The sequence below is a fragment of the Streptomyces lydicus genome (assembly GCF_000717345.1).
In the GTDB taxonomy this organism is placed as follows: domain Bacteria; phylum Actinomycetota; class Actinomycetes; order Streptomycetales; family Streptomycetaceae; genus Streptomyces; species Streptomyces lydicus.
Genome location: NZ_JNZA01000008.1, coordinates 88,226 through 106,209, shown reverse-complemented (window position 1 = coordinate 106,209; position 17,984 = coordinate 88,226). Strand labels below are relative to the sequence as shown.

19 protein-coding genes are annotated in these 17,984 nt (G+C 72.7%); 10 read left to right on the top strand and 9 right to left on the bottom strand.

The features are described 5' to 3' along the window. The 3 genes from OO62_RS08925 to OO62_RS08915 all read left to right on the top strand — a co-directional run bounded on the left by OO62_RS08925 (position 1) and on the right by OO62_RS08915 (position 3,524). On the top strand, positions 1-774 hold the full coding sequence (locus OO62_RS08925; protein WP_033266735.1) for an ABC transporter permease: 774 nt from the start codon (positions 1-3) through the stop codon (positions 772-774). Positions 775-933: 159 nt separating this feature from the next. After that, a complete protein-coding gene (locus OO62_RS08920) occupies positions 934-2,187 on the top strand; it encodes an ABC transporter ATP-binding protein (RefSeq protein WP_033266734.1) in 1,254 nt (417 codons plus the stop codon). Then, on the top strand, positions 2,184-3,524 hold the full coding sequence (locus tag OO62_RS08915) for an ABC transporter permease subunit (protein ID WP_033266733.1): 1,341 nt from the start codon (positions 2,184-2,186) through the stop codon (positions 3,522-3,524). The genes OO62_RS08920 and OO62_RS08915 overlap by 4 nt, the downstream gene beginning before the upstream one ends. Before the next feature lie 3 nt (positions 3,525-3,527). Here OO62_RS08915 and OO62_RS08910 read toward each other — a convergent pair whose 3' ends face one another. Then, positions 3,528-3,845, bottom strand: coding sequence for a hypothetical protein (locus OO62_RS08910; protein WP_033266732.1), 318 nt, complete (start codon positions 3,843-3,845; stop codon positions 3,528-3,530). Between the two features lie 188 nt (positions 3,846-4,033). Between OO62_RS08910 and OO62_RS08905 the strand changes: the two genes are divergently transcribed. Continuing rightward, the gene (locus OO62_RS08905; protein ID WP_033266731.1) at positions 4,034-5,086 is read left to right on the top strand and encodes an LLM class flavin-dependent oxidoreductase; all 1,053 of its coding nucleotides are present in this window, start codon (positions 4,034-4,036) and stop codon (positions 5,084-5,086) included. 118 nt (positions 5,087-5,204) lie between these two features. On the opposite strand, the gene OO62_RS08900 is transcribed toward OO62_RS08905, so the two are convergent. Then, positions 5,205-5,597: an SCO5389 family protein gene (locus tag OO62_RS08900; protein ID WP_033266730.1), complete on the bottom strand. Its 393-nt coding sequence runs from the start codon at positions 5,595-5,597 to the stop codon at positions 5,205-5,207. A 249-nt stretch (positions 5,598-5,846) separates the two neighbouring features. Between OO62_RS08900 and nucS the strand changes: the two genes are divergently transcribed. After that, the gene (gene nucS, locus OO62_RS08895; protein WP_033266729.1) at positions 5,847-6,509 is read left to right on the top strand and encodes an endonuclease NucS; all 663 of its coding nucleotides are present in this window, start codon (positions 5,847-5,849) and stop codon (positions 6,507-6,509) included. 79 nt (positions 6,510-6,588) lie between these two features. Here nucS and OO62_RS08890 read toward each other — a convergent pair whose 3' ends face one another. The 4 genes from OO62_RS08890 to OO62_RS08875 form a co-directional block, all read right to left on the bottom strand. Continuing rightward, a complete protein-coding gene (locus OO62_RS08890; RefSeq protein WP_033266728.1) occupies positions 6,589-9,156 on the bottom strand; it encodes an ATP-binding protein in 2,568 nt (855 codons plus the stop codon). A gap of 377 nt (positions 9,157-9,533) precedes the next feature. Continuing rightward, a complete protein-coding gene (locus tag OO62_RS08885) occupies positions 9,534-9,857 on the bottom strand; it encodes an STAS domain-containing protein (RefSeq protein WP_033266727.1) in 324 nt (107 codons plus the stop codon). 145 nt (positions 9,858-10,002) lie between these two features. Then, complete coding sequence (locus OO62_RS08880; protein ID WP_033266726.1) at positions 10,003-10,851, bottom strand: 3-hydroxyacyl-CoA dehydrogenase family protein; 849 nt, start codon at positions 10,849-10,851, stop codon at positions 10,003-10,005. A 152-nt stretch (positions 10,852-11,003) separates the two neighbouring features. Next, positions 11,004-11,645, bottom strand: a complete 642-nt coding sequence (locus tag OO62_RS08875) for a TetR/AcrR family transcriptional regulator (RefSeq protein ID WP_033266725.1) — start codon at positions 11,643-11,645, stop codon at positions 11,004-11,006. 80 nt (positions 11,646-11,725) lie between these two features. Here OO62_RS08875 and OO62_RS08870 point away from each other — a divergent pair, with 80 nt between their 5' ends. From OO62_RS08870 to OO62_RS08860, 3 genes are read left to right on the top strand one after another with little or no spacing between them, the layout of a single operon-like run. After that, positions 11,726-12,550 (top strand): ABC transporter ATP-binding protein, encoded by an 825-nt coding sequence (locus OO62_RS08870; protein ID WP_033266724.1) that lies wholly within the window; start codon positions 11,726-11,728, stop codon positions 12,548-12,550. 8 nt (positions 12,551-12,558) lie between these two features. After that, positions 12,559-13,314, top strand: coding sequence for an ABC transporter permease (locus OO62_RS08865; protein WP_033266723.1), 756 nt, complete (start codon positions 12,559-12,561; stop codon positions 13,312-13,314). 9 nt (positions 13,315-13,323) lie between these two features. Further along, positions 13,324-13,896 (top strand): cob(I)yrinic acid a,c-diamide adenosyltransferase, encoded by a 573-nt coding sequence (locus OO62_RS08860; protein ID WP_033266722.1) that lies wholly within the window; start codon positions 13,324-13,326, stop codon positions 13,894-13,896. Between the two features lie 11 nt (positions 13,897-13,907). Here the strand turns inward: OO62_RS08860 and OO62_RS08855 are convergent, their stop codons facing one another. Continuing rightward, the gene (locus OO62_RS08855) at positions 13,908-14,501 is read right to left on the bottom strand and encodes a hypothetical protein (RefSeq protein WP_033266721.1); all 594 of its coding nucleotides are present in this window, start codon (positions 14,499-14,501) and stop codon (positions 13,908-13,910) included. Positions 14,502-14,673: 172 nt separating this feature from the next. Between OO62_RS08855 and OO62_RS08850 the strand changes: the two genes are divergently transcribed. Beyond that, entirely contained in the window at positions 14,674-15,906 is a 1,233-nt protein-coding gene (locus OO62_RS08850) for a sensor histidine kinase (protein ID WP_033266720.1), read from the top strand. Beyond that, positions 15,903-16,592, top strand: a complete 690-nt coding sequence (locus OO62_RS08845; RefSeq protein ID WP_033266719.1) for a response regulator — start codon at positions 15,903-15,905, stop codon at positions 16,590-16,592. The genes OO62_RS08850 and OO62_RS08845 overlap by 4 nt, the downstream gene beginning before the upstream one ends. A 413-nt stretch (positions 16,593-17,005) precedes the next feature. On the opposite strand, the gene OO62_RS08840 is transcribed toward OO62_RS08845, so the two are convergent. Both OO62_RS08840 and OO62_RS08835 read right to left on the bottom strand, forming a co-directional pair. Next, positions 17,006-17,449 carry a DUF2550 domain-containing protein gene (locus OO62_RS08840; protein ID WP_033266718.1) on the bottom strand — a complete coding sequence of 148 codons (444 nt, stop codon included), beginning with the start codon at positions 17,447-17,449 and terminating at the stop codon, positions 17,006-17,008. Positions 17,450-17,591: 142 nt separating this feature from the next. Then, a complete protein-coding gene (locus OO62_RS08835; protein WP_030081273.1) occupies positions 17,592-17,975 on the bottom strand; it encodes a F0F1 ATP synthase subunit epsilon in 384 nt (127 codons plus the stop codon). Positions 17,976-17,984: the final 9 nt, after the last annotated feature.

The window sequence follows — 17,984 nt, the reverse complement described above, 5'->3', positions numbered from 1 at the left end:
ATGGCAGCGGTCGGACAGGTCCTCCGGTCGGAGTGGACCAAGATCAGGTCGGTGCGGTCGACGGTGTGGACGCTGGGCATCGCGGTCGTCGTCACCGTCGCGCTCGGCGTGCTCATCTGCACGCTGGCCAACCACGACTTCACCTCGATGCCGGCCCGGGACCGGCTGTCCTTCGACGCCACCAACGTGAGCTTCGCCGGGATGGGCCTGGGGCAGCTCGCGATGATCGTCTTCGGTGTGCTGGTGGTCTCGAACGAGTACAGCACCGGCATGATCCGGGCCTCGCTCGCGGCCGTACCGCAGCGCGGCACCTTCCTGTTCTGCAAGCTGGCGGTGGCCACCGCGCTGGTCTTCGTGGTGGGCCTGGTGACCAGCTTCGTGGCGTTCTTCGCGGGCCAGGCGGCGCTCGGCGACCTGCGGGTGCACCTCGGCGACCCGGGCGTGCTGCGTGCGGTGATCGGCGGCGGCCTCTACATGACGCTGATCGCGCTGTTCTCGATGGCGGTCGCCACGATGCTGCGCAGCCCGATGCTGTCCCTGGGCATCCTGATGCCGTTCTTCTTCCTGATCTCCAACATCCTCGGCAACGTCTCGGCCACCCGGAAGATCGGCCGCTACCTGCCCGACCAAGCGGGCTCGAAGATCATGCAGGTGGTCCCCCGGGTCAACGACGACGTCCCGTACGGGCCTTGGGGCGGACTGGGCATCATGATCGCCTGGACGGTGGCGGCGCTGGTCGGCGGGTATGTGGTGCTGAAGAAGAGGGACGCGTGAGGCAGAGCCCGGTGGTCCCGCGGCGGGGTGCGGAGCGGCCCGGCCGCCCGTGAGGGTGGACACCGGGATTAACGGGAACCGTCAACGCCCCGATAGCCTCCTAACCCTCACGGGGGCACGAGGGCGCCTCTGCCCCGACCATCTCGCGAGGGGCGGAGAATGATCGAGGCAGTCGGCCTGACGAAGCGCTACGGCGCCAAGACGGCCGTGTACAACCTGTCGTTCCAAGTACGGCCGGGGACGGTGACCGGCTTCCTCGGACCCAACGGTTCCGGCAAATCGACCACGATGCGCATGATCCTGGGGCTGGACGCACCCACCTCGGGCCACGCCACCATCGCCGGCCGCCCCTTCCGCAACCTCCCCAACGCACCCCGCCAGGTGGGCGCGCTGCTCGACGCCAAGGCCGTCCACGGCGGACGCAGCGCACGCCACCATCTGCTGTCGCTCGCCCAGCTCTCCGGCATCCCGGCCCGCAGGGTCGACGAGGTGCTCGGGGTGGTCGGCCTCCAGGAGGTCGCGGGCCGGCGCTCCAAGGGCTTCTCGCTCGGCATGGGCCAGCGGCTCGGCATCGCGGCCGCGCTGCTCGGCGACCCGCAGGTGCTGCTCTTCGACGAGCCGGTCAACGGCCTCGACCCCGAGGGCATCCTGTGGGTCCGCAACCTGATGAAGCAGCTGGCGGCCGAGGGCCGTACGGTCTTCGTCTCCTCGCACCTGATGAGCGAAATGGCGCTCACCGCCGAGCACTTGATCGTGATCGGCCGCGGCCAGCTGCTCGCGGACATGTCGGTCAAGGACTTCATCTCGGCCCACTCCGCCGACTTCGCCCGGGTACGTACCCCCGACACCGAGCCGGAGCAGCGCGAGAAGCTGACCGCCGCGATCGGCGAGGCGGGCGGGCAGGTCATGCCCGAGCCGGACGGCGCGCTGCGGGTGACCGGGCTGCCGCTCCCCCGGATCAGCGATCTCGCGCACGGCGCCGAGGTCCGGCTGTGGGAGCTGTCGCCGCACCAGGCGTCCCTGGAAGAGGCGTACATGCAGATGACGCAGAGCGTCGTCGACTACCGCTCGACGGCCGATCAGCGGGCCGGCCTCCAGCAGGTCCCGGCCGGTTACGCCCCGCAGGGGTACGCCGGCGGTCCGCCCGTCGCGCCCGGGCCGGGGCAGCCGAATCCGTACGCACAGCAGGATCCGTACGGCGGGCAGGCGCCCGGTGCGGTTCCGGGGCCGGGCTACCCGCCGCCGGCGCAGGGTCAGGGTCACCCGTACGGGGCACCCGCGTCATACGGGGCACCCCACCCTTACGGGCAGCAGCCCGCCGCGCCGATGCCGCCCGCCGCCCCGGCCGCGCAGCCCGCGCCCGCCGCGCAGCCCGTCGACATGCCCATGCCGCAGAACGAGGACCCCCGATGACCAGCCCTCAGCAGCCGCAGCCCGATCCGGCGGCGAACGGAACGGAAGCCCAGCCGCAGCCCGCGCCCGGAACGCCTCCGCAGGCGCCGGCCGCGCCCCCGATGCCGCCCGCCGCGCCGGCCGTCCCGCAGGCCCCGCCGGCCCAGGCCGCACCGCCCGCCCAGCAGCCGGCGCCCGAGCAGCCCGCGCCCGCCGCGGAGGCCGGCACGATGATGCTCCAGGCCCAGCCGGCGCCTGCCCCCGCGGGGGAGGCCGGCACGATGATGCTGCAGGCCCAGACCCCGGGTCAGCAGCCGCAGCCGGCGCCGGCCGACCGGCCCGCGCCCGCCCCGGCCGCCCCGCCTCGCGAGGCCGGCACGATGATGCTCCAGGCCCAGCCGATGCCCGAGCCGCAGCCGCTGGCGGCGCACGGTCCGGGCAAGGACGCCGGCACGATGATGCTCCAGGCCCAGCCGCAGGCCCCGGCCCCGGCGCAGGCACCGCAGCCGTACGCCCAGGCCCCCGCCGCGCCGCCCGCCGGTCCCGCCCCGGGCGCCGGCTACGTCTCGCCCATCCCCGCGAGCCCCACCCACCTCGGCCACGCACTGGCCTCCGAGTGGACGAAGATCCGCTCGGTGCGCTCGACGATCTGGACGCTGGGCGTGATGGCCGTCCTGGTCCTCGGCATCGGCGCGCTGGTGGCCACGGCCGTGTCGACGAACGAGAGCATCGGCGCCACGCCCCCGCTCTTCTTCGGGTTCTTCGGGATGCTGCTGGGCATCCTGTGCGTGCTGCCGCTCGGTGTGCTGGTGGTCTCCTCCGAGTACGGCACCGGCATGATCCGTACGACCCTGACCGCCTGCCCGGCCCGGGGCCGGGTGCTCGCGGCGAAGGCGCTCGTCTTCTTCGGGCTGACCTTCGTCGTCACCACCGTCGTCACCGGGCTCGTCGCGATCATGGACAACGCCCTGCTCGGGGACCTCAGCAGGGCGGAGGTCACCGGCGCCGAGTGGCTCAAGTCGACCGTGGGGGTCAGCCTCTACGTCTCGTTCCTGGGTCTGCTGGCGCTGGCCGTCGGTTCGCTGATCCGGCACTCCGCGGGCGCGATCACCATCATGATCGGGGTCGTCCTGCTGCCCTTCGTGCTGTCGATGTTCATGCTCACCGACAGCCTGAGCGACCTGCGGAACTTCCTGCTCGGCTACTCGATCCCCAACCAGATCACGGTGATGTACGGCAGCAAGTTCCCGTTCGTGGACGGCGGTCCGTCCGGCTGGGAGCCGCTGTGGATCGTCATGGGCATCGCCGCCCTGGCCCTCGGCGGCGCGTACGCGGTCATGCGGCAGCGCGACGTCTGACGCTCAGTACCTGGGTGCGTTACGGGACCGCTGGAGCCGCGCGCTCCGGCGGTCCCGTGCGTTCCAGCACGCCCTGTGCCAGTGCCGGCGGTCGTCGACGTCGCCGTGCTGCGGCCAGGCGACGACGTGCGGGACGCCGGGCGGGATCTCCTGGTCGCACCCCGGGCAGCGGTAGTGCTTGGCCGCGCCGCCGCCCCCGGCCTGCCGTACCACCCAGTCCTCGCCGCGCCACTCCTCCGTGCGTTCCAGCCCGTAGCGCTCGCCGCCCGTGCGGTCGGCAGGCTTGGCACCGCCGCGCTGGCGGTTTCGACGCGGGGACACAGAACACCTCGGGATGCATGACGGGTCACGGGCTGTCACCAGCCTACGCGGCGCGCCCGGGCGCGGGCGCCGCCCCGGAGGATTCTGCGATCATCGGGAAATTTCGCGCCAGGCCGTGCCCTTGGCACGTGTCATCCGTTGTTGCCTGTAAGGGGGGAGACGCGTCGGCTGCGAGGAGGCAGAGAGCGATGCGCGTTGGGGCTTTCATCCTGGCCGCTCAATTCCCCGGTCAGGGACAGGGGGAGGCACTGCACCGCGCGGTGCGCTCCGCGGAGGTCGCGGAGGAGGCCGGGCTCGACGACGTCTGGCTGGCGGAACACCATTTCGTACCTTACGGCGTCTGCCCGAACGCGGCGACGCTCGCCGCGCTGCTGCTGGGGCGCACCCGCCGGATCGGTGTCGGAACGGCGGTGAGCGTGCTGCCGACCCAGCATCCGGTGGCGCTGGGTGAGCAGGCGGCGCTGCTGCATCTGACCTCCGACGGCCGCTTCACGCTCGGCGTCGGCCGCGGCGGCCCCTGGGTGGACCTGGAGGTCTTCGGCTCGGGCCTCGCCGCGTACGACCACGGCTTCCCCGAGTCGCTCGACCTGCTGCTGCGCTGGCTGCGCGAGCCCCGGGTCGGCGCACAGGGCGAGCGGTACGCCTTCCGGGAGGTGGCGGTGGTGCCGCGTCCCGACCAGGCGCTGGGCGATCCGTACGACGCGTGCGGCGGGCCGTCGCCGGGCCCACAGGTCATCGTCGCCTGCACCTCCCCCTCGTCGGTACGGATGGCCGCCGAGCGCGGACTCCCGATGCTGCTGGGCATGCACTGCGGCGACGAGGAGAAGGCGGAGATGGTGGCGCTGTGGCGGACGGTCGCACGGGAGGCCGGCCGGGACGGTGACGAAATCGCCGCGGCGGGGCACGTCTCGGCGGGCGTCGTGCAGCTCGCCGACACCCGCGCGGCGGCGACGGAGACACTGACGAAAGCGATGCCCGGCTGGCTGCGGCAGGGGCTGGGCGCGCATGTGACGGTCGACGGCCGCTTCCGCGCGATGCGCGATCCGGTGGCGTACACGGAGCTGCTGTGCGGGCTGCATCCGGTCGGCCCGCCACGGCTGTGCGCCGACCGGCTGGCGGCGACCTCGGAGCGTACGGGCATCACCCGCTTCGCGTTGCTGGTCGAGGGCTCCGGCGATCTCGCGGCGACGGAGGAGAACGTCCGCCGGTTGGGCACGGAGGTCCTGCCACAGCTCGGGTGAGCCGCCCCGTACGCCGGACGGCATGCGGCGCCGTGCGGGGTCATGCGGTGTGCTGCCGCTGGCGCACCACTGCCACGGAGCGCGCCCAACTCCGCGTACGCAGCGGCAGCAACTCCGATCAGCAGTCGCGGAGTTCGGGCGACTGGTTCAGCAGCTGGCCCCGGATCGAGGTGAACCTGGCCAGGCGGTCGTCCACCGCCGGGTCGAGCGGGAAGACCGCGACCCGGTGGCAGTTCTGGAAGGCGAGCCGCACACCGAAGTGGCGCTCCAGCGAACCACGAATGGCGTCGCTCGCCAACGCACGCAGCAGCTGGCCGCGCGCCTGCTCGTCCGGCGGGGGCGTCTGGTTGTCGGCGAACTCTCCGCCGTCCACCTTCAGCTGGGCCACCAGAGAGCTGATCATCTCCCACGCGTAGGGGAGGGAGTTCCGGACGCAGTCGACAAATGCGGCTTCGTCGACCTCGCCTCGCTCGGCCTGTTCGAGGAGGGCCGGTGAGACGTCGAGCGACATGAGGTTCTCCTCTCGCGACCCCGCCGGGACGGACGGGGCCTAGGGACGGGACTAGGGGTTCCGCGACGGAGCGTGTTCGCCTCACAACCCCCCGCTTCAACCGTATGCCGCACAAGAGGCCCGCACCAGGAGATTGCACATACAACCGGCCAATGGCGAACGCCGGGGGTGCGGGGATTTCCCCCGTAAAGGCACCCCGGTCCAGGGCGAATCGCGTCCGGGGCCCCTGGTCGAGTAGCGTGACGCCCCATGCGTCTCGTCATCGCCCGCTGCTCCGTGGACTACGCGGGCCGGCTCACGGCCCACCTCCCCTCCGCCCCCCGTCTCATCCTGGTGAAGGCGGACGGTTCCGTCTCCATCCACGCGGACGACCGGGCCTACAAACCGCTCAACTGGATGTCCCCGCCCTGCACTCTCAAGGAGGGCGACGGGACGGTGTGGACGGTGGAGAACAAGGGCGGCGAGAAGCTCATCATCACCCTGGAGGAGGTCATGCACGACTCCTCGCACGAGCTCGGCGTGGACCCGGGGCTCATCAAGGACGGTGTGGAGGCCCACCTCCAGGAACTGCTCGCGGACCGGATCGAAACTCTTGGCGAGGGTTACTCCCTGATTCGGCGTGAATACCCCACTGCCATTGGCCCGGTGGATATCTTGTGCCGGGACGCCGACAACCAGACGGTCGCCGTGGAGATCAAGCGGCGCGGTGAGATCGACGGGGTCGAGCAGCTCACCCGCTATCTCGAACTCCTCAACCGTGACCCGCACCTGGCCCCGGTGAAGGGCGTCTTCGCGGCGCAGGAGATCAAGCCGCAGGCGCGGGTGCTGGCCACCGACCGCGGTATCGGCTGTGTGGTCCTCGACTACAACGCGCTGCGCGGCATCGAGGACGACAAGCTCCGGTTGTTCTGATCCCACCGCCCATACGAAGTCAGCGCGACGGCCCGGTACTTGTACGTACCGGGCCGTCGCGCTGTCGCGTGCCGGGGGGTCAGCCGGTGGGGGCGCTCTGCGTACCGGACGTGGTGCCCGACCCACCCGACGGCGTACCGCCCCCGGTACCGCCGGCGTCCGAGGGGCTGCTGCCCGAGGACGAGGCGGCGGAGCTCTGCGACGGGCTCTGGGACGTCGGACCGCCGGTGGACCCGGTCGGCGTGGGGTCCGTCGGCTCGTCGGTCGGGGTGGTCGGCGTCGGGCCGGTCGGCTCGTCCGTCGGCGTGTGCGTGGGAGGCGTCGGCCGGCCGGTGGGCCGGGGAGGCGTGCCGGTCGGGCGGGTGGGGTCGGTGGCCGGATCCGTGGGCGCGGTCCCGGCGTCGGACGGCGTGTCGCTCGCGGCGGTGCCGCTGGTCGACGGGGACGGGGCGCCGGGGTGGCCGGCGGAGTCCGGCCTGGCCGTGCCGGTGCCGGTGGACGGCCGGCCGGAGCCCGTGGCGGGTTGTTCCGCCGGCAGCTCCGGGGTGTCGTCCTCGGTGGTCTGCTCGGTGGTGACCTTGCCGTCGTGGGTGTCCTCGCCGCCGGACGTCATGCCGAGGGTGACCACGGTGCCGAGGACGGCCACCAGCAGCGCGCCGGCGCCGGCGGCGACCATGTTGCGGCGGGCGCCGCCGAGCAGCCGGCCCGCGCCCCCCTTGGCGGCGTGCCCCGCGACAGCCGGGACGGCCGCGGTGGCGGCGGTCTGTGCGGCGCCCCGGGCGACGAGCGCGGCCGGGGCCTCGGCGGCGCCCGGCAGCCGCAGCTTGGCGGTCGGGACCGCGTCGGGTGAGGCGGCGGCCGGTGTCTTCGGAGCCGGCGGCTGCCGGTCGGCGACGGCGGCGGGCAGCTGCGGGACCGCGGCGGTGGGCGCCGAGGCGGCCCGTGAACGGTCGGTGACCAGCGCCAGCGCCCGCCGTCCGGCCACCGCACCGTTGCGGTCGGAGAGCACCCCGCGCAGCCCGATGGACGCCTCCAGTTCGGCGCGCGCCCGGTCGATGCTGCCGGTGCACAGCGCCAGCACGCCCAGTTCGTGGTGGAAGTACGCCTCCTCGGCGACCTCGCCGGCCAGCCGGGCGGCCTCCTGGCCGTGCCGCAGGCTGCGCTCCCAGGCGCTCCAGTGCAGCGCCGCGGCGAACGCGGGGGCGGCCGTACGGGCGAGCAGGACGGCGGTGCTGGCGTGCCCGCTCTCCCGGCTGCCGGTCAGCACCCCCATCGCGGCCAGCGCCGCATCGGCCTCGGCGGCGGCCCGCTCGGGGGTGACCGACGGGTGGCCGGCCCACCAGGCGTAGTGCTGGGCGGCGGTGTGCGCGCGGGTGGCGGCGTCCTCGCCGTAGCCGGCGGCGGTCAGCTGGTCCAGGACGGTGGCGGCGAGCCGGTAGTGGCTGCCGACGGGCGTGATCAGGCCGCAGGCCAGCAACTCGCCGAGGGCGGCGTCGGCGTGGGTGTCCTGGGTGAGGGCCGGCAGATGCGCCTGGTGCGGCAGCTCGCCGCCGAGCGCGACGGCGAAGCGCAGCGTCTCCCGGGCGGCCTCGGTCAGCCGCGAGGCGAGCAGCGGGGCGGGGGCGGCGGCCTCGCCGAGCGACGGCAGCGGCGCCTCGGGGTGTTCCTCGGCCGCGGCGTCGGTGTCCGCCTCCGGTGGCTCCGCGGGGAACAGGCCGTAGCCGTCGTCGAGGGCCCCGGACTGGCTGCGGGTCCGGTCGCGCTGCCGCAGCAGGGCGGCGGCCTGCACGAACCGCAGCGGCAGCCCCTCGGACTCGAACCAGAGGTCGGCGGCCCAGGCCGCCTCGTCGTCGGTGAGCGGGCGGTCCACGGCGCGTTCCAGCAGCCGTACGCAGCCGGCCCGGCCGATGCCGCCGAGGAAGACCTCCTCCAGGTGCGAACCGGCGCTGGGAGCCGCGACGTCGGGCGTCGCGGCGATCAGGAAGGCGCACTCGGGGGTGGCGTCGAGCAGCTCGTCGAGCGCGGCGCCGCCGAACTCCAGGTCGTCCAGGACGACGATCGCGCCGATCTCGGCGACCATGCGCAGCAGCTCGGGCCGGTCCGGGCGGTGCTGCGGGGCCTTGTGCACCGCGGCGAACAGGGCGTACAGCAGGTCGGTGGCGGTGCGGTGGTAGCCGGAGAGCCGGACCACGCCGTCCGGGGCGAGGTCGCCGCAGGCGGTGGCGACGGCGTCCAGCAGCCGGGTGCGCCCGGAGCCGGAGGGGCCGGTGACGCGTACGGAACGGCCGCGGGAGAGCAGCCGGACCAGGCGTTCGATGTCCTCGGTCCGCTCCTCGAGGGCCCCGTCGTGGGCGGACGAGCCGGGCGGGCCCGGGGGCAGCGGGGGTGCGGCGGCACGGGCGGCCGCGGCGCGCTCCTGGGGGTCGAGCTTTCCGGGTGCGGCGGGGCGCTCTCCGGGCGGGCAGGGTTCTATCTCGCTGCCGTCGACGGGGTTGACGGTGACGAGGTAGGGGCCCGAGACGAGCCGGACGACGCGGGCGAGCCCGCCGGAGCCGCCCGGTGCGCCGCCGAACGCGGGGGCCGGCGGGTCGGCGGAGCCGCCCTGCTCGCCGTACTCCTCAGGTCCCCGGTGAGTGTTCGGGTCCATGCTGCAAGCTCCCAGGTGCTTCGTTCCACTCCGCCTCGGCCACGCGTCCGCGTCCGGGAGGCCGAGCGCCGTGCCGGGTGCGGTCCCGGCCGGACGCACTCCGCCGGCTCCGGCAGGTCGCCCTCGGCCGGCGCGTCCCGTCCGGTGCCCGCCCGCCGCGGATGATGGCATACGGGCGGGAACCGAACCTTAGACCTGGAGCGCGCGGCACCGCACCGTCGGGGGCCGCTCCCGACCGGAACATCCCGAATTGGCCATTGTCATGCACTTTGCGGCAATTCCGCGGCCGGCTCTGTCGTCGTTCGTTCGGGTTCTGCGCGCCCGGGGGACGCGCCGGCCCCGGGCGCGGCCTCCGGGCGGCGGCACCGGCCCGCACCTCACACGCGGGGAAGCGATTCCGCTTCGATGCCGCCCTCGATGGCGAGGATGCGGTGGAGCCGGGTGGCGACCAGCAGGCGCTGCATCTGGGGCGGCACCCCGCGCAGCACCAGCCTGCGGTTGACCCGGCCCGCCCGGCGGTGCGCGCCCATGATCACACCGAGGCCGGTGGCGTCCCAGGAATGCAGCTCGGTCAGGTCCAGCACGAGATCACCGCGACCGGAGTCGACGGCGGCGTGCAGGGCCGTACGGGCGTCCGCCGCGCTGCGGACGTCGAGACGGCCCTCGACGACCAGCTCGGCGTGGTCGCCCCTGATGTGCATATGCGCTCCCCTGTGTCATGGGTTCATGCATGGACGTCTACAGATCTGACTGCCTCTCATGCGGCGAAGTTGCCGCCTGTAAGCGAACCGATACCGAATTCACCCCACCGGGTGACCCCATCGGGACCAGTTCTCTGACGCGGCATCAGTGCTCGTAGAAGCCCTGCCCACTCTTGCGTCCGATATCGCCCGCATCGACCATCCGCCGCATGATCTCCGGCGGGGCGAACTTCTCGTCCTGGGACTCGGTGTAGATGTTGTCGGTGGCGTGCAGCAGGATGTCGATGCCCGTCAGGTCGGCGGTGGCCAGCGGCCCCATGGCGTGGCCGAAGCCCAACTTGCAGGCGGTGTCGATGTCCTCGGCGCTGGCCACGCCGGACTCGTAGAGCTTGGCGGCCTCGACGACCAGCGCGGAGATCAGCCGGGTGGTCACGAAGCCCGCCACGTCGCGGTTGACGACGACGCAGGTCTTGCCGACGGACTCGGCGAACGACCGGGCCGTGGCGAGGGTTTCGTCGCTGGTCTTGTAGCCGCGGACCAGCTCGCACAGCTGCATCATCGGCACCGGCGAGAAGAAGTGCGCACCCACGACCCGCTCGGGGCGGGAGGTGGCCGCGGCGATCTTGGTGATCGGGATGGCGGAGGTGTTGGAGGCCAGCACCGCCTCTTCCTTGACGAGCTTGTCGAGCGTCTGGAAGATCTCCCGCTTGACGTCGATCCGCTCGAAGACCGCCTCGACGACGATGTCCGCGTCGGCGGCCGCCTCCAGGTCGGTGGTGGTGGTGATGCGGGCCAGCGCCTGCTCGGCGTCGGCCGCCGCCAGCTTGCCCTTGGAGACGAACTTCTCGTACGAGGTCTCGATGCCGCCCTTCCCCCGGGCCAGCGCCTCGTCCGTCACGTCGCGGAGCACCACGTCCCAGCCCGCCTGGGCGGAGACCTGCGCGATACCGGAACCCATCAGTCCGGCGCCGATGACGGCGAGCTTCTTTGCCACTGCTGTCCCCTCACACCCTGTGCATTTGAAAGCCTGTCGGTCTCCGGGTGACGTTAGCGTTCGTTGACGATCCTTTGGTGGGTAAGAGATGCGCGTCACTTCGCAAATGACGGACATCACACCGCCGGGCCGGGGGCGCCGGACGGGCTCGGTCAGCCGGCCGCCTTCACGGCGTAGTTGAGGACCGTTTCGCTCAGCAGGTCTTCCATCTCGTCCAGCAGGACCAGGGCCTCGCGGGAGACCACGTCGGCCTTGCGGCCGGCGATCATCTCGTGCGCGATGGCGGTCATCAAGGTCTGGTGGACCCAGTTGATCTGGCCGGCCATCAGGCCGGGCAGCGGGTCGCCGTCCGCGGCGCCGGTCTCCTGCCGGAGGGTCGCCTCCAGGTCGTCGTACTGCTCGCGCTGGAGGTGCCACAGCCGGGCCTGAAGGGCCGCCGAGCCGTGCACGACCTTCATGAAGCGCTCGTAGCCCTCGATGAGGCCGACCTTGGGCGAGACGCTCTCCACCTCTTCGCGCAGCTCGCGCAGGACGGCGGCGGCGGCCGACTCCCCCGCGGGCCGGGCCCGGACGAACCGCGACAGCCGGTCGACCAGCCCCTTGCTCCGGTCGAAGAAGAGGTCCTCCTTGGCGGGGAAGTAGTTGTACACGGTGTTGACCGAGACGTCCGCCGCCCGGGCGATCTCGGCGATGGTCACCGCGTCGAAGCCGCGCTCCAGGAACAGCCCGGTGGCCACGTCCGAGATGAACTGCCGGGTCTGCCGCTTCTTCCGCTCCCTGAGTCCCTCTGCCATGCCCTCACCCTACCCTTCGGTGGGCACCATGAAATTTTGGAGGCATTGCAATTTTTAAGTCCCTCTGCTTTTCTGTCGGCATGCCAGTCCTCAGCGCGTCCGGCCTCGCCCGGACCTTCAGCAGCAAACGCGGCCCCGTCGAAGCCGTACGGGGCATCGACCTCACCGTCGAGAGCGGCGAGATCCTCGGCTTCCTCGGCCCCAACGGCGCCGGCAAGACCACCACCCTGCGGATGCTCACGACCCTGCTGGCGCCCACCGGCGGCAGCGCGACGGTCGCCGGCTGCGACCTGGCCCGCGATCCGGTGGGGGTGCGCCGCGCCGCCGGGTACGTCGCCCAGTCCGGTGGCGTCGACCCGAACGTCTCGGTACGGGAGGAGTTGTTCACCCAGGCCCGCCTCTACCGCCTGGCGGCGTCCGAAGCCCGGGCCCGCACCGAGGAGTTGGCCGCCGACCTGGGCCTTTCCGAGCTGCTCGACCGGAAGACCGCCACCCTGTCGGGTGGTCAGCGGCGCCGGCTGGACGTCGCGATGGGCCTCACCCACCGCCCGCAGGTGCTGTTCCTCGACGAGCCGACCACCGGGCTCGACCCGGGCAGCCGCGCCGACCTGTGGGAGCTGGTCCGCCGGATCCGCGCCGAGCACGGCACCACCGTCTTCCTGACCACCCACTACCTCGACGAGGCCGACGCGCTCGCCGACCGGCTGGTGATCGTCGACAAGGGCGTGGTGGTCGCCGAGGGCACCCCGGACGCCCTCAAGCGCGCCCACGCCGGCTCTCCCGACGCGTCCCTGCAGGACGCCTTCCTCGCCATCACCGGGCGCTCCCCCAAGCTCTCCGCTCCGTTCGAGCAGGGAGGTACCCCCATCGCCGCACCCGGGGACCCGTCCCCCGTCGCCCTCTAGGAGCCCTTGTGTCCGCCCTTCTCTCCGACACCGCGCTGATCTTCGGGCGCTACGCCCGCCAGACCCTGCGCTCCAGACTCCAGATGCTCTTCGGCGTGCTGATGCCGCTGCTGTACCTGCTCTTCTTCGGCCCGCTGCTGACCGATCTGCCGCTGTCCTCGCAAGGCAGCTCCTGGCAGGTGCTGGTGCCCGGCCTGCTGCTGCAACTCGCCCTGTTCGGCGCCTCGTTCTGCGGATTCGGCATCATCGTCGAGAAGCAGTACGGGGTCGTCGAGCGGATGCGAGTGACTCCGGTGAGCCGGCTGGCGCTGCTGCTGGGGCGGGTGCTGCGCGACGCGCTGCTGTTCGTCCTCCAGTCCGCGCTGCTGGTGGGGGCGGCGCTGGTGATGGGCCTGCGCGCGCCGCTGCCCGGCATCCTCATCGGCTTCGCGTTCGTCGCCGTGCTGACCGTGGCGCTGGCCTCGCTGTCGTACACGCTGGCGATGCGGGTGAGCACCCCGCAGGCGTTCGGGCCGGTCATCAACGCCCTCACCATGCCCTCGATGCTGCTGTCCGGGCTGATGCTGCCGATGTCGCTGGGGCCCAGGTGGCTCGATGTGCTGTCGCACTTCATGCCGTTCCGCTACCTCGTGGACGCGGTACGGGCGGCGTTCGTCGGGGCGTACGCCTCCCCCGCCGTGCTGTACGGCGTGCTGGTGGCGCTCGCCTTCGCCGCACTGTCCGTGATCTTCGGCACCCGGGCCTTCCGGAGGGCCGCGGCGTAGGCTCGCCCCATGGTGAATCTGACGCGCATCTACACCCGCACGGGCGACAAGGGCACCACCGCCCTGGGCGACATGAGCCGCACCGCCAAGACCGATTCGCGGATCGCGGCGTACGCGGACGCCAACGAGGCCAACGCGGCGATCGGCGTGGCCATGGCCCTCGGCTCCCTGCCGGAAGAGGTCGCCGCGGTGCTGCTGCGGGTGCAGAACGACCTGTTCGACGTCGGCGCCGACCTGTCGACGCCGGTGGTGGAGAACCCGGAGTTCCCGCCGCTGCGCGTCGAGCAGAGCTACATCGACAAGCTGGAGGCGGACTGCGACCGCTTCCTGGCCGAACTGGAGAAGCTGCGCAGCTTCATCCTCCCCGGCGGCACCCCCGGCGCGGCCCTCCTGCACCAGGCGTGCACCGTCGTCCGCCGCGCCGAACGCTCCACCTGGGCGGCCTTCGAGGAGCACGGCGACACCATGAACCCGCTCACCGCCACCTACCTCAACCGCCTCTCCGACCTGCTGTTCATCCTCGCGCGGACGGCCAACAAGGAGGTCGGGGACGTGCTGTGGGTGCCGGGCGGCGAACGCTGAGCGGGCGGTCCTCAGCGCAGGGACTTGCGGCCGGTGCCGGCCGTCTCCTCCGGGGCGGGGGCCCGGCCCCGGTCGGGGTCCTTCTTCTGCCAGATGAGGTAGGACACCGCGATCACTCCGTGGATGATCAGGATGCGCAGCGACGTGGCCTGCCAGCTGCGCAGTGACGCGGTGTCGCCGTCCTCGCCGACGTACCAGATCGCGATCTGCAGCAGCGCGGCGGAGATCGCCACCCACAGCACCGTACGCAGCCAGAGCATCCCCTCGTGCTTCGCGCGGGCCATGCCGTAGCGGGGCGGCTTGGGCGGCGGCGGGCCGCCCGCGAAGCGGTGCGAGAAGTGCCCGTCGACCCACTTGATCGTGTAGTGGCCGTAGGCGATCGTGTAGCCGATGTAGAGCGCGGCCAGTCCGTGCTTCCAGTCGGCGGACGCCCCGTTCTTCAGGTCGATCGCGGTCACGATCAGCAGCACCAGCTCCAGTACCGGCTCCATCAGGAGCACCGCCGCGCCGGTGCGCCGCATCCGCGCCAGGTAGCGCAGCGCCAGGCCGGCCGCCAGCAGCACCCAGAAGCCGACCTCGCAGGCGATGATCAGCGTGACGACCACGGCTGTCTCCTTTCAGGGCTTTCCACCGAACACTCCAAGCCTCCCAGCGGCGCCCGCCCGGATCGTCGTCGCGCGCGACGATCCGCGACTGCATCTTTCGATGTAGCGCGCGAAGTGGGGGGATGACCCGGACGTGGAGGCAGCGGGCCCCGAGGCCGTGTTTGATGGAGGGGTGACCGCCAGACCCCTCGCCGCCGTCGGCCGGCCGCACCGACTCGATGTGCTCATCGCGGGCGGCGGGCTGCTCGGCGGAGTCCTGCTCTGGACGATGAATCTGCACGGCGGTCCGGCCCGGCTGGGGCTGCCGCCCTCGCTCACGCTGGTGGCGCTCGGCGCGATGTCCGTCGCGGAACTGCTGCGCCGTACCGCCCCGATGGCCGCGCTGGCCCTCGCGGTGCCGGCACTGGCGTTGGACATCACCACCGGCACCCTGGTCGCCACCGTCCTGATGTTCACCGACGTGGTCTACGCGGCGGTGCTCTACGGCCCGGCTGCCGCGGCCCGCCGGATCCCGCTGCACTCGGTCCTGGTGACGGTCGTGACGGCCGTCGCGCTGACCGCGCTGTGGCAGAACCCGCAGGTGGTGACGGCCGTCATCGGCGTCGCGCTGCTCACCGTCGCGCCGGCCTGGACCGGCCTGATCATCCGTAACCATCGCGACGCCGCCGAGTCCGCCCGGCTGCGGGCCGAGCAGATCGCGCTGCTGGCCGAGCGGGACCGCACCCAGGCGGTGGCCGGCGAACGCGCCCGGATGGCCCGCGAGCTGCACGACATGGTCGCCAACCACCTGTCCGCCATCGCGATCCACGCCACCGCCGCGCAGTCCATCGACGACCCGTCGGCGACCCGCGAGGCGCTCGGGGTGATCCGCGAGAACAGCGTGCAGGGCCTGGCCGAAATGCGGCGTCTCATCGGCCTGTTGCGGGACCCGAAGGCCACCGAGGGGGCGCAGGAGCCCGCCGCGACCCCGACCCTCGACGGGCTGGACGCGCTGCTGGGCCAGGCCAGGGCGCACGGCGGGAGCAGCGGGCTGTCCTTCGTCCTGGACGACGCCCGGCGCCCCGGCGGTACCGACGGGCCGCGGCCGACGGCACCCGCCGAACTCGCCGCGTACCGCATCGTCCAGGAGTCACTGACCAACGCGCTCAAGCACGCCGCACCCGGCGAGGTGCGGGTGCGGCTCGCGCACGAGCGCGGAGGCGCGCTCACCGTCACCGTCCGCAGCCCGTTCGCCGACCGGCCCGGCCCCCGGGTACCGGGCACCGGCACCGGTCTGGTCGGGATGCGGGAGCGCACCGCCCTGCTGGGCGGGGCATTCGAGGCCGGTCCGGTAAGCGGGCCGGCCGGCAGAGTCTGGCTGGTGCGGGCAGCGCTGCCCGCCGCCGAGGAGGAAGAGCAACGATGACAGGCGCCGACGCGCAGCCGATCCGGGTTCTCGTCGCCGAGGACCAGTCCGCCGTACGGGCCGGGCTGGTGCTCATCCTGCGCTCCGCCCCCGACATCGAGGTCGTCGGGGAGGCGGAGGACGGCGAGGAGGCGGTGCGGCTCGCCCGCGAGCTGCGCCCCACCCTCGTCCTCATGGACATCCAGATGCCCCGCCTCGACGGGGTCTCCGCAACCCGGCAGGTGGTCGCCGAGAAGCTGGCGGACGTGCTGGTGCTGACCACCTTCGACCTGGACGAGTACGTCTTCGGGGCACTGCGGGCGGGCGCGGCGGGCTTCCTGCTCAAGGACAGCGATGCGGCCGCGCTGCTGACCGCGGTGCGCACGGTGGCGTCCGGCGAGGGGCTGATCGCCCCTGCGGTGACCCGCCGGCTGATCGCGGAGTTCGCCAGTCCGCGGACCGCCGCCCGGCCCGCGCGGGACGGCGCCGCGCCGGACCCGGCGGTGCTGGACGCGCTGACGCCGCGCGAGCGGGAGGTGCTGGGGTGTCTGGGCCGGGGCCTGTCGAACGCCGATATCGCGTTACGGCTGGCCATGGCGGAGGCCACCGTGAAGACCCATGTCAGCCGGCTGCTGGCCAAGCTCGACCTGCGCAGCCGGGTCCAGGCCGCCGTCCTGGCACAGGAGTTGGGCGTCGACAGCCCCTGACGGGCACACCACCACCCCTGCGTGCCCCGGCATGCCGGCCCCCCCGCGACGATCCCCTGCGGCGGTCTCCGGCATGCTGCGGTGCCCCCGGAATACCTTCTCCCCACCCGCACGTTGTGGCCCGCAGGGGGCTCACCCGCCCCCTACGGGATCCGTTCGCCCCCGCCCTACGGGACCCGCCACCACCACGGGTGCTGCCGCGTACGCCCCGGGGCGTCCCCGCTGTGTGCCACTGCCGCGCAACCGGCCACCGGCATGGCAAGCAGGGTGAGCACCATCGGCGAGTAGCCTCCGTCGCCCCTGCTGCCGCCCACCACGGTGAGTCCGCGACGAGCCGTACGGAGCCGAAAATGATCGCCGGAATCAGTCCGGTGCGCGCGCCGAGCCGCACCCGACCCACCGAGCTCCGCTACTCACGCCACATTGACCCGTTGGCCGGGCGGTGCCGCCTCCAGCCAGGCCAGGAAGCCGGTGAGCGCGTCCTCGCTCATCGCCAGTTCCAGGCGGGTGCCGCGGTGCCGGCAGGCCAGCACGATGGAGTCGGAGAGCAGCGCCAGCTCCTCCTCACCCTGAGGGGTACGGCGCTCCAGGACCTCGATGGCCGAGCGCTCCAGGACGCGGCGGGGCCGGGGAGCGTACGAGAAGACCCGGAACCACTCGATCCGGTCGCCGTTGTACCGCGCCACGCCGTAGATCCAGCCCTTGCCGCCGGTCTCGGTCTCCGGGACGTTCCAGCGCAGGCTGCAGTCGAAGGTGCCGCCGGACCGCTGGATGAGCCGCCGCCGCAGTCCGAAGACGAACAGCCCCAGCAGCACCAGCACCACGACCGCGCCGCTCACAGACAGAGCGAGGACCATCTCGACCGACCTCCTCGCCTCGTTGGGTGCCCCCGGACGGGATCCGGGAGACGGAAACGCACCTGCATTGCCTCAGCCGCGGGCCGCTCCGGAGAATTCCGGGCAGCCCGCGGCTGAGGATCGATCTCGTCGGTGACGGGGCTCAGTGAACGCCCGTCACCGCACGCAGACGGACGTCGGCGCGGCGCTCGGCGGCCGCGTCGGCCTCCGACTTCGCTCGCTCCAGAGCCCGCTCCGCGCGCTGGACATCGATCTCGTCCGACAGCTCGGCCACCTCTGCGAGCAGGGACAGCTTGTTGTCGGCGAAAGAGATGAAGCCGCCGTGCACAGCGGCGACGACGGTGCCGTCCCCGCTTTCCCCGGTCGTGCGGATCGTCACCGGGCCCGACTGCAGCACGCCGAGCAGCGGCTGGTGTCCGGGCATGACGCCGATGTCGCCCGACGAGGTGCGCGCGACGACCAGGCTGGCCTCGCCGGACCAGACCTGACGGTCCGCGGCGACCAACTCGACGTGCAGCTCAGCCACGATGGCTCC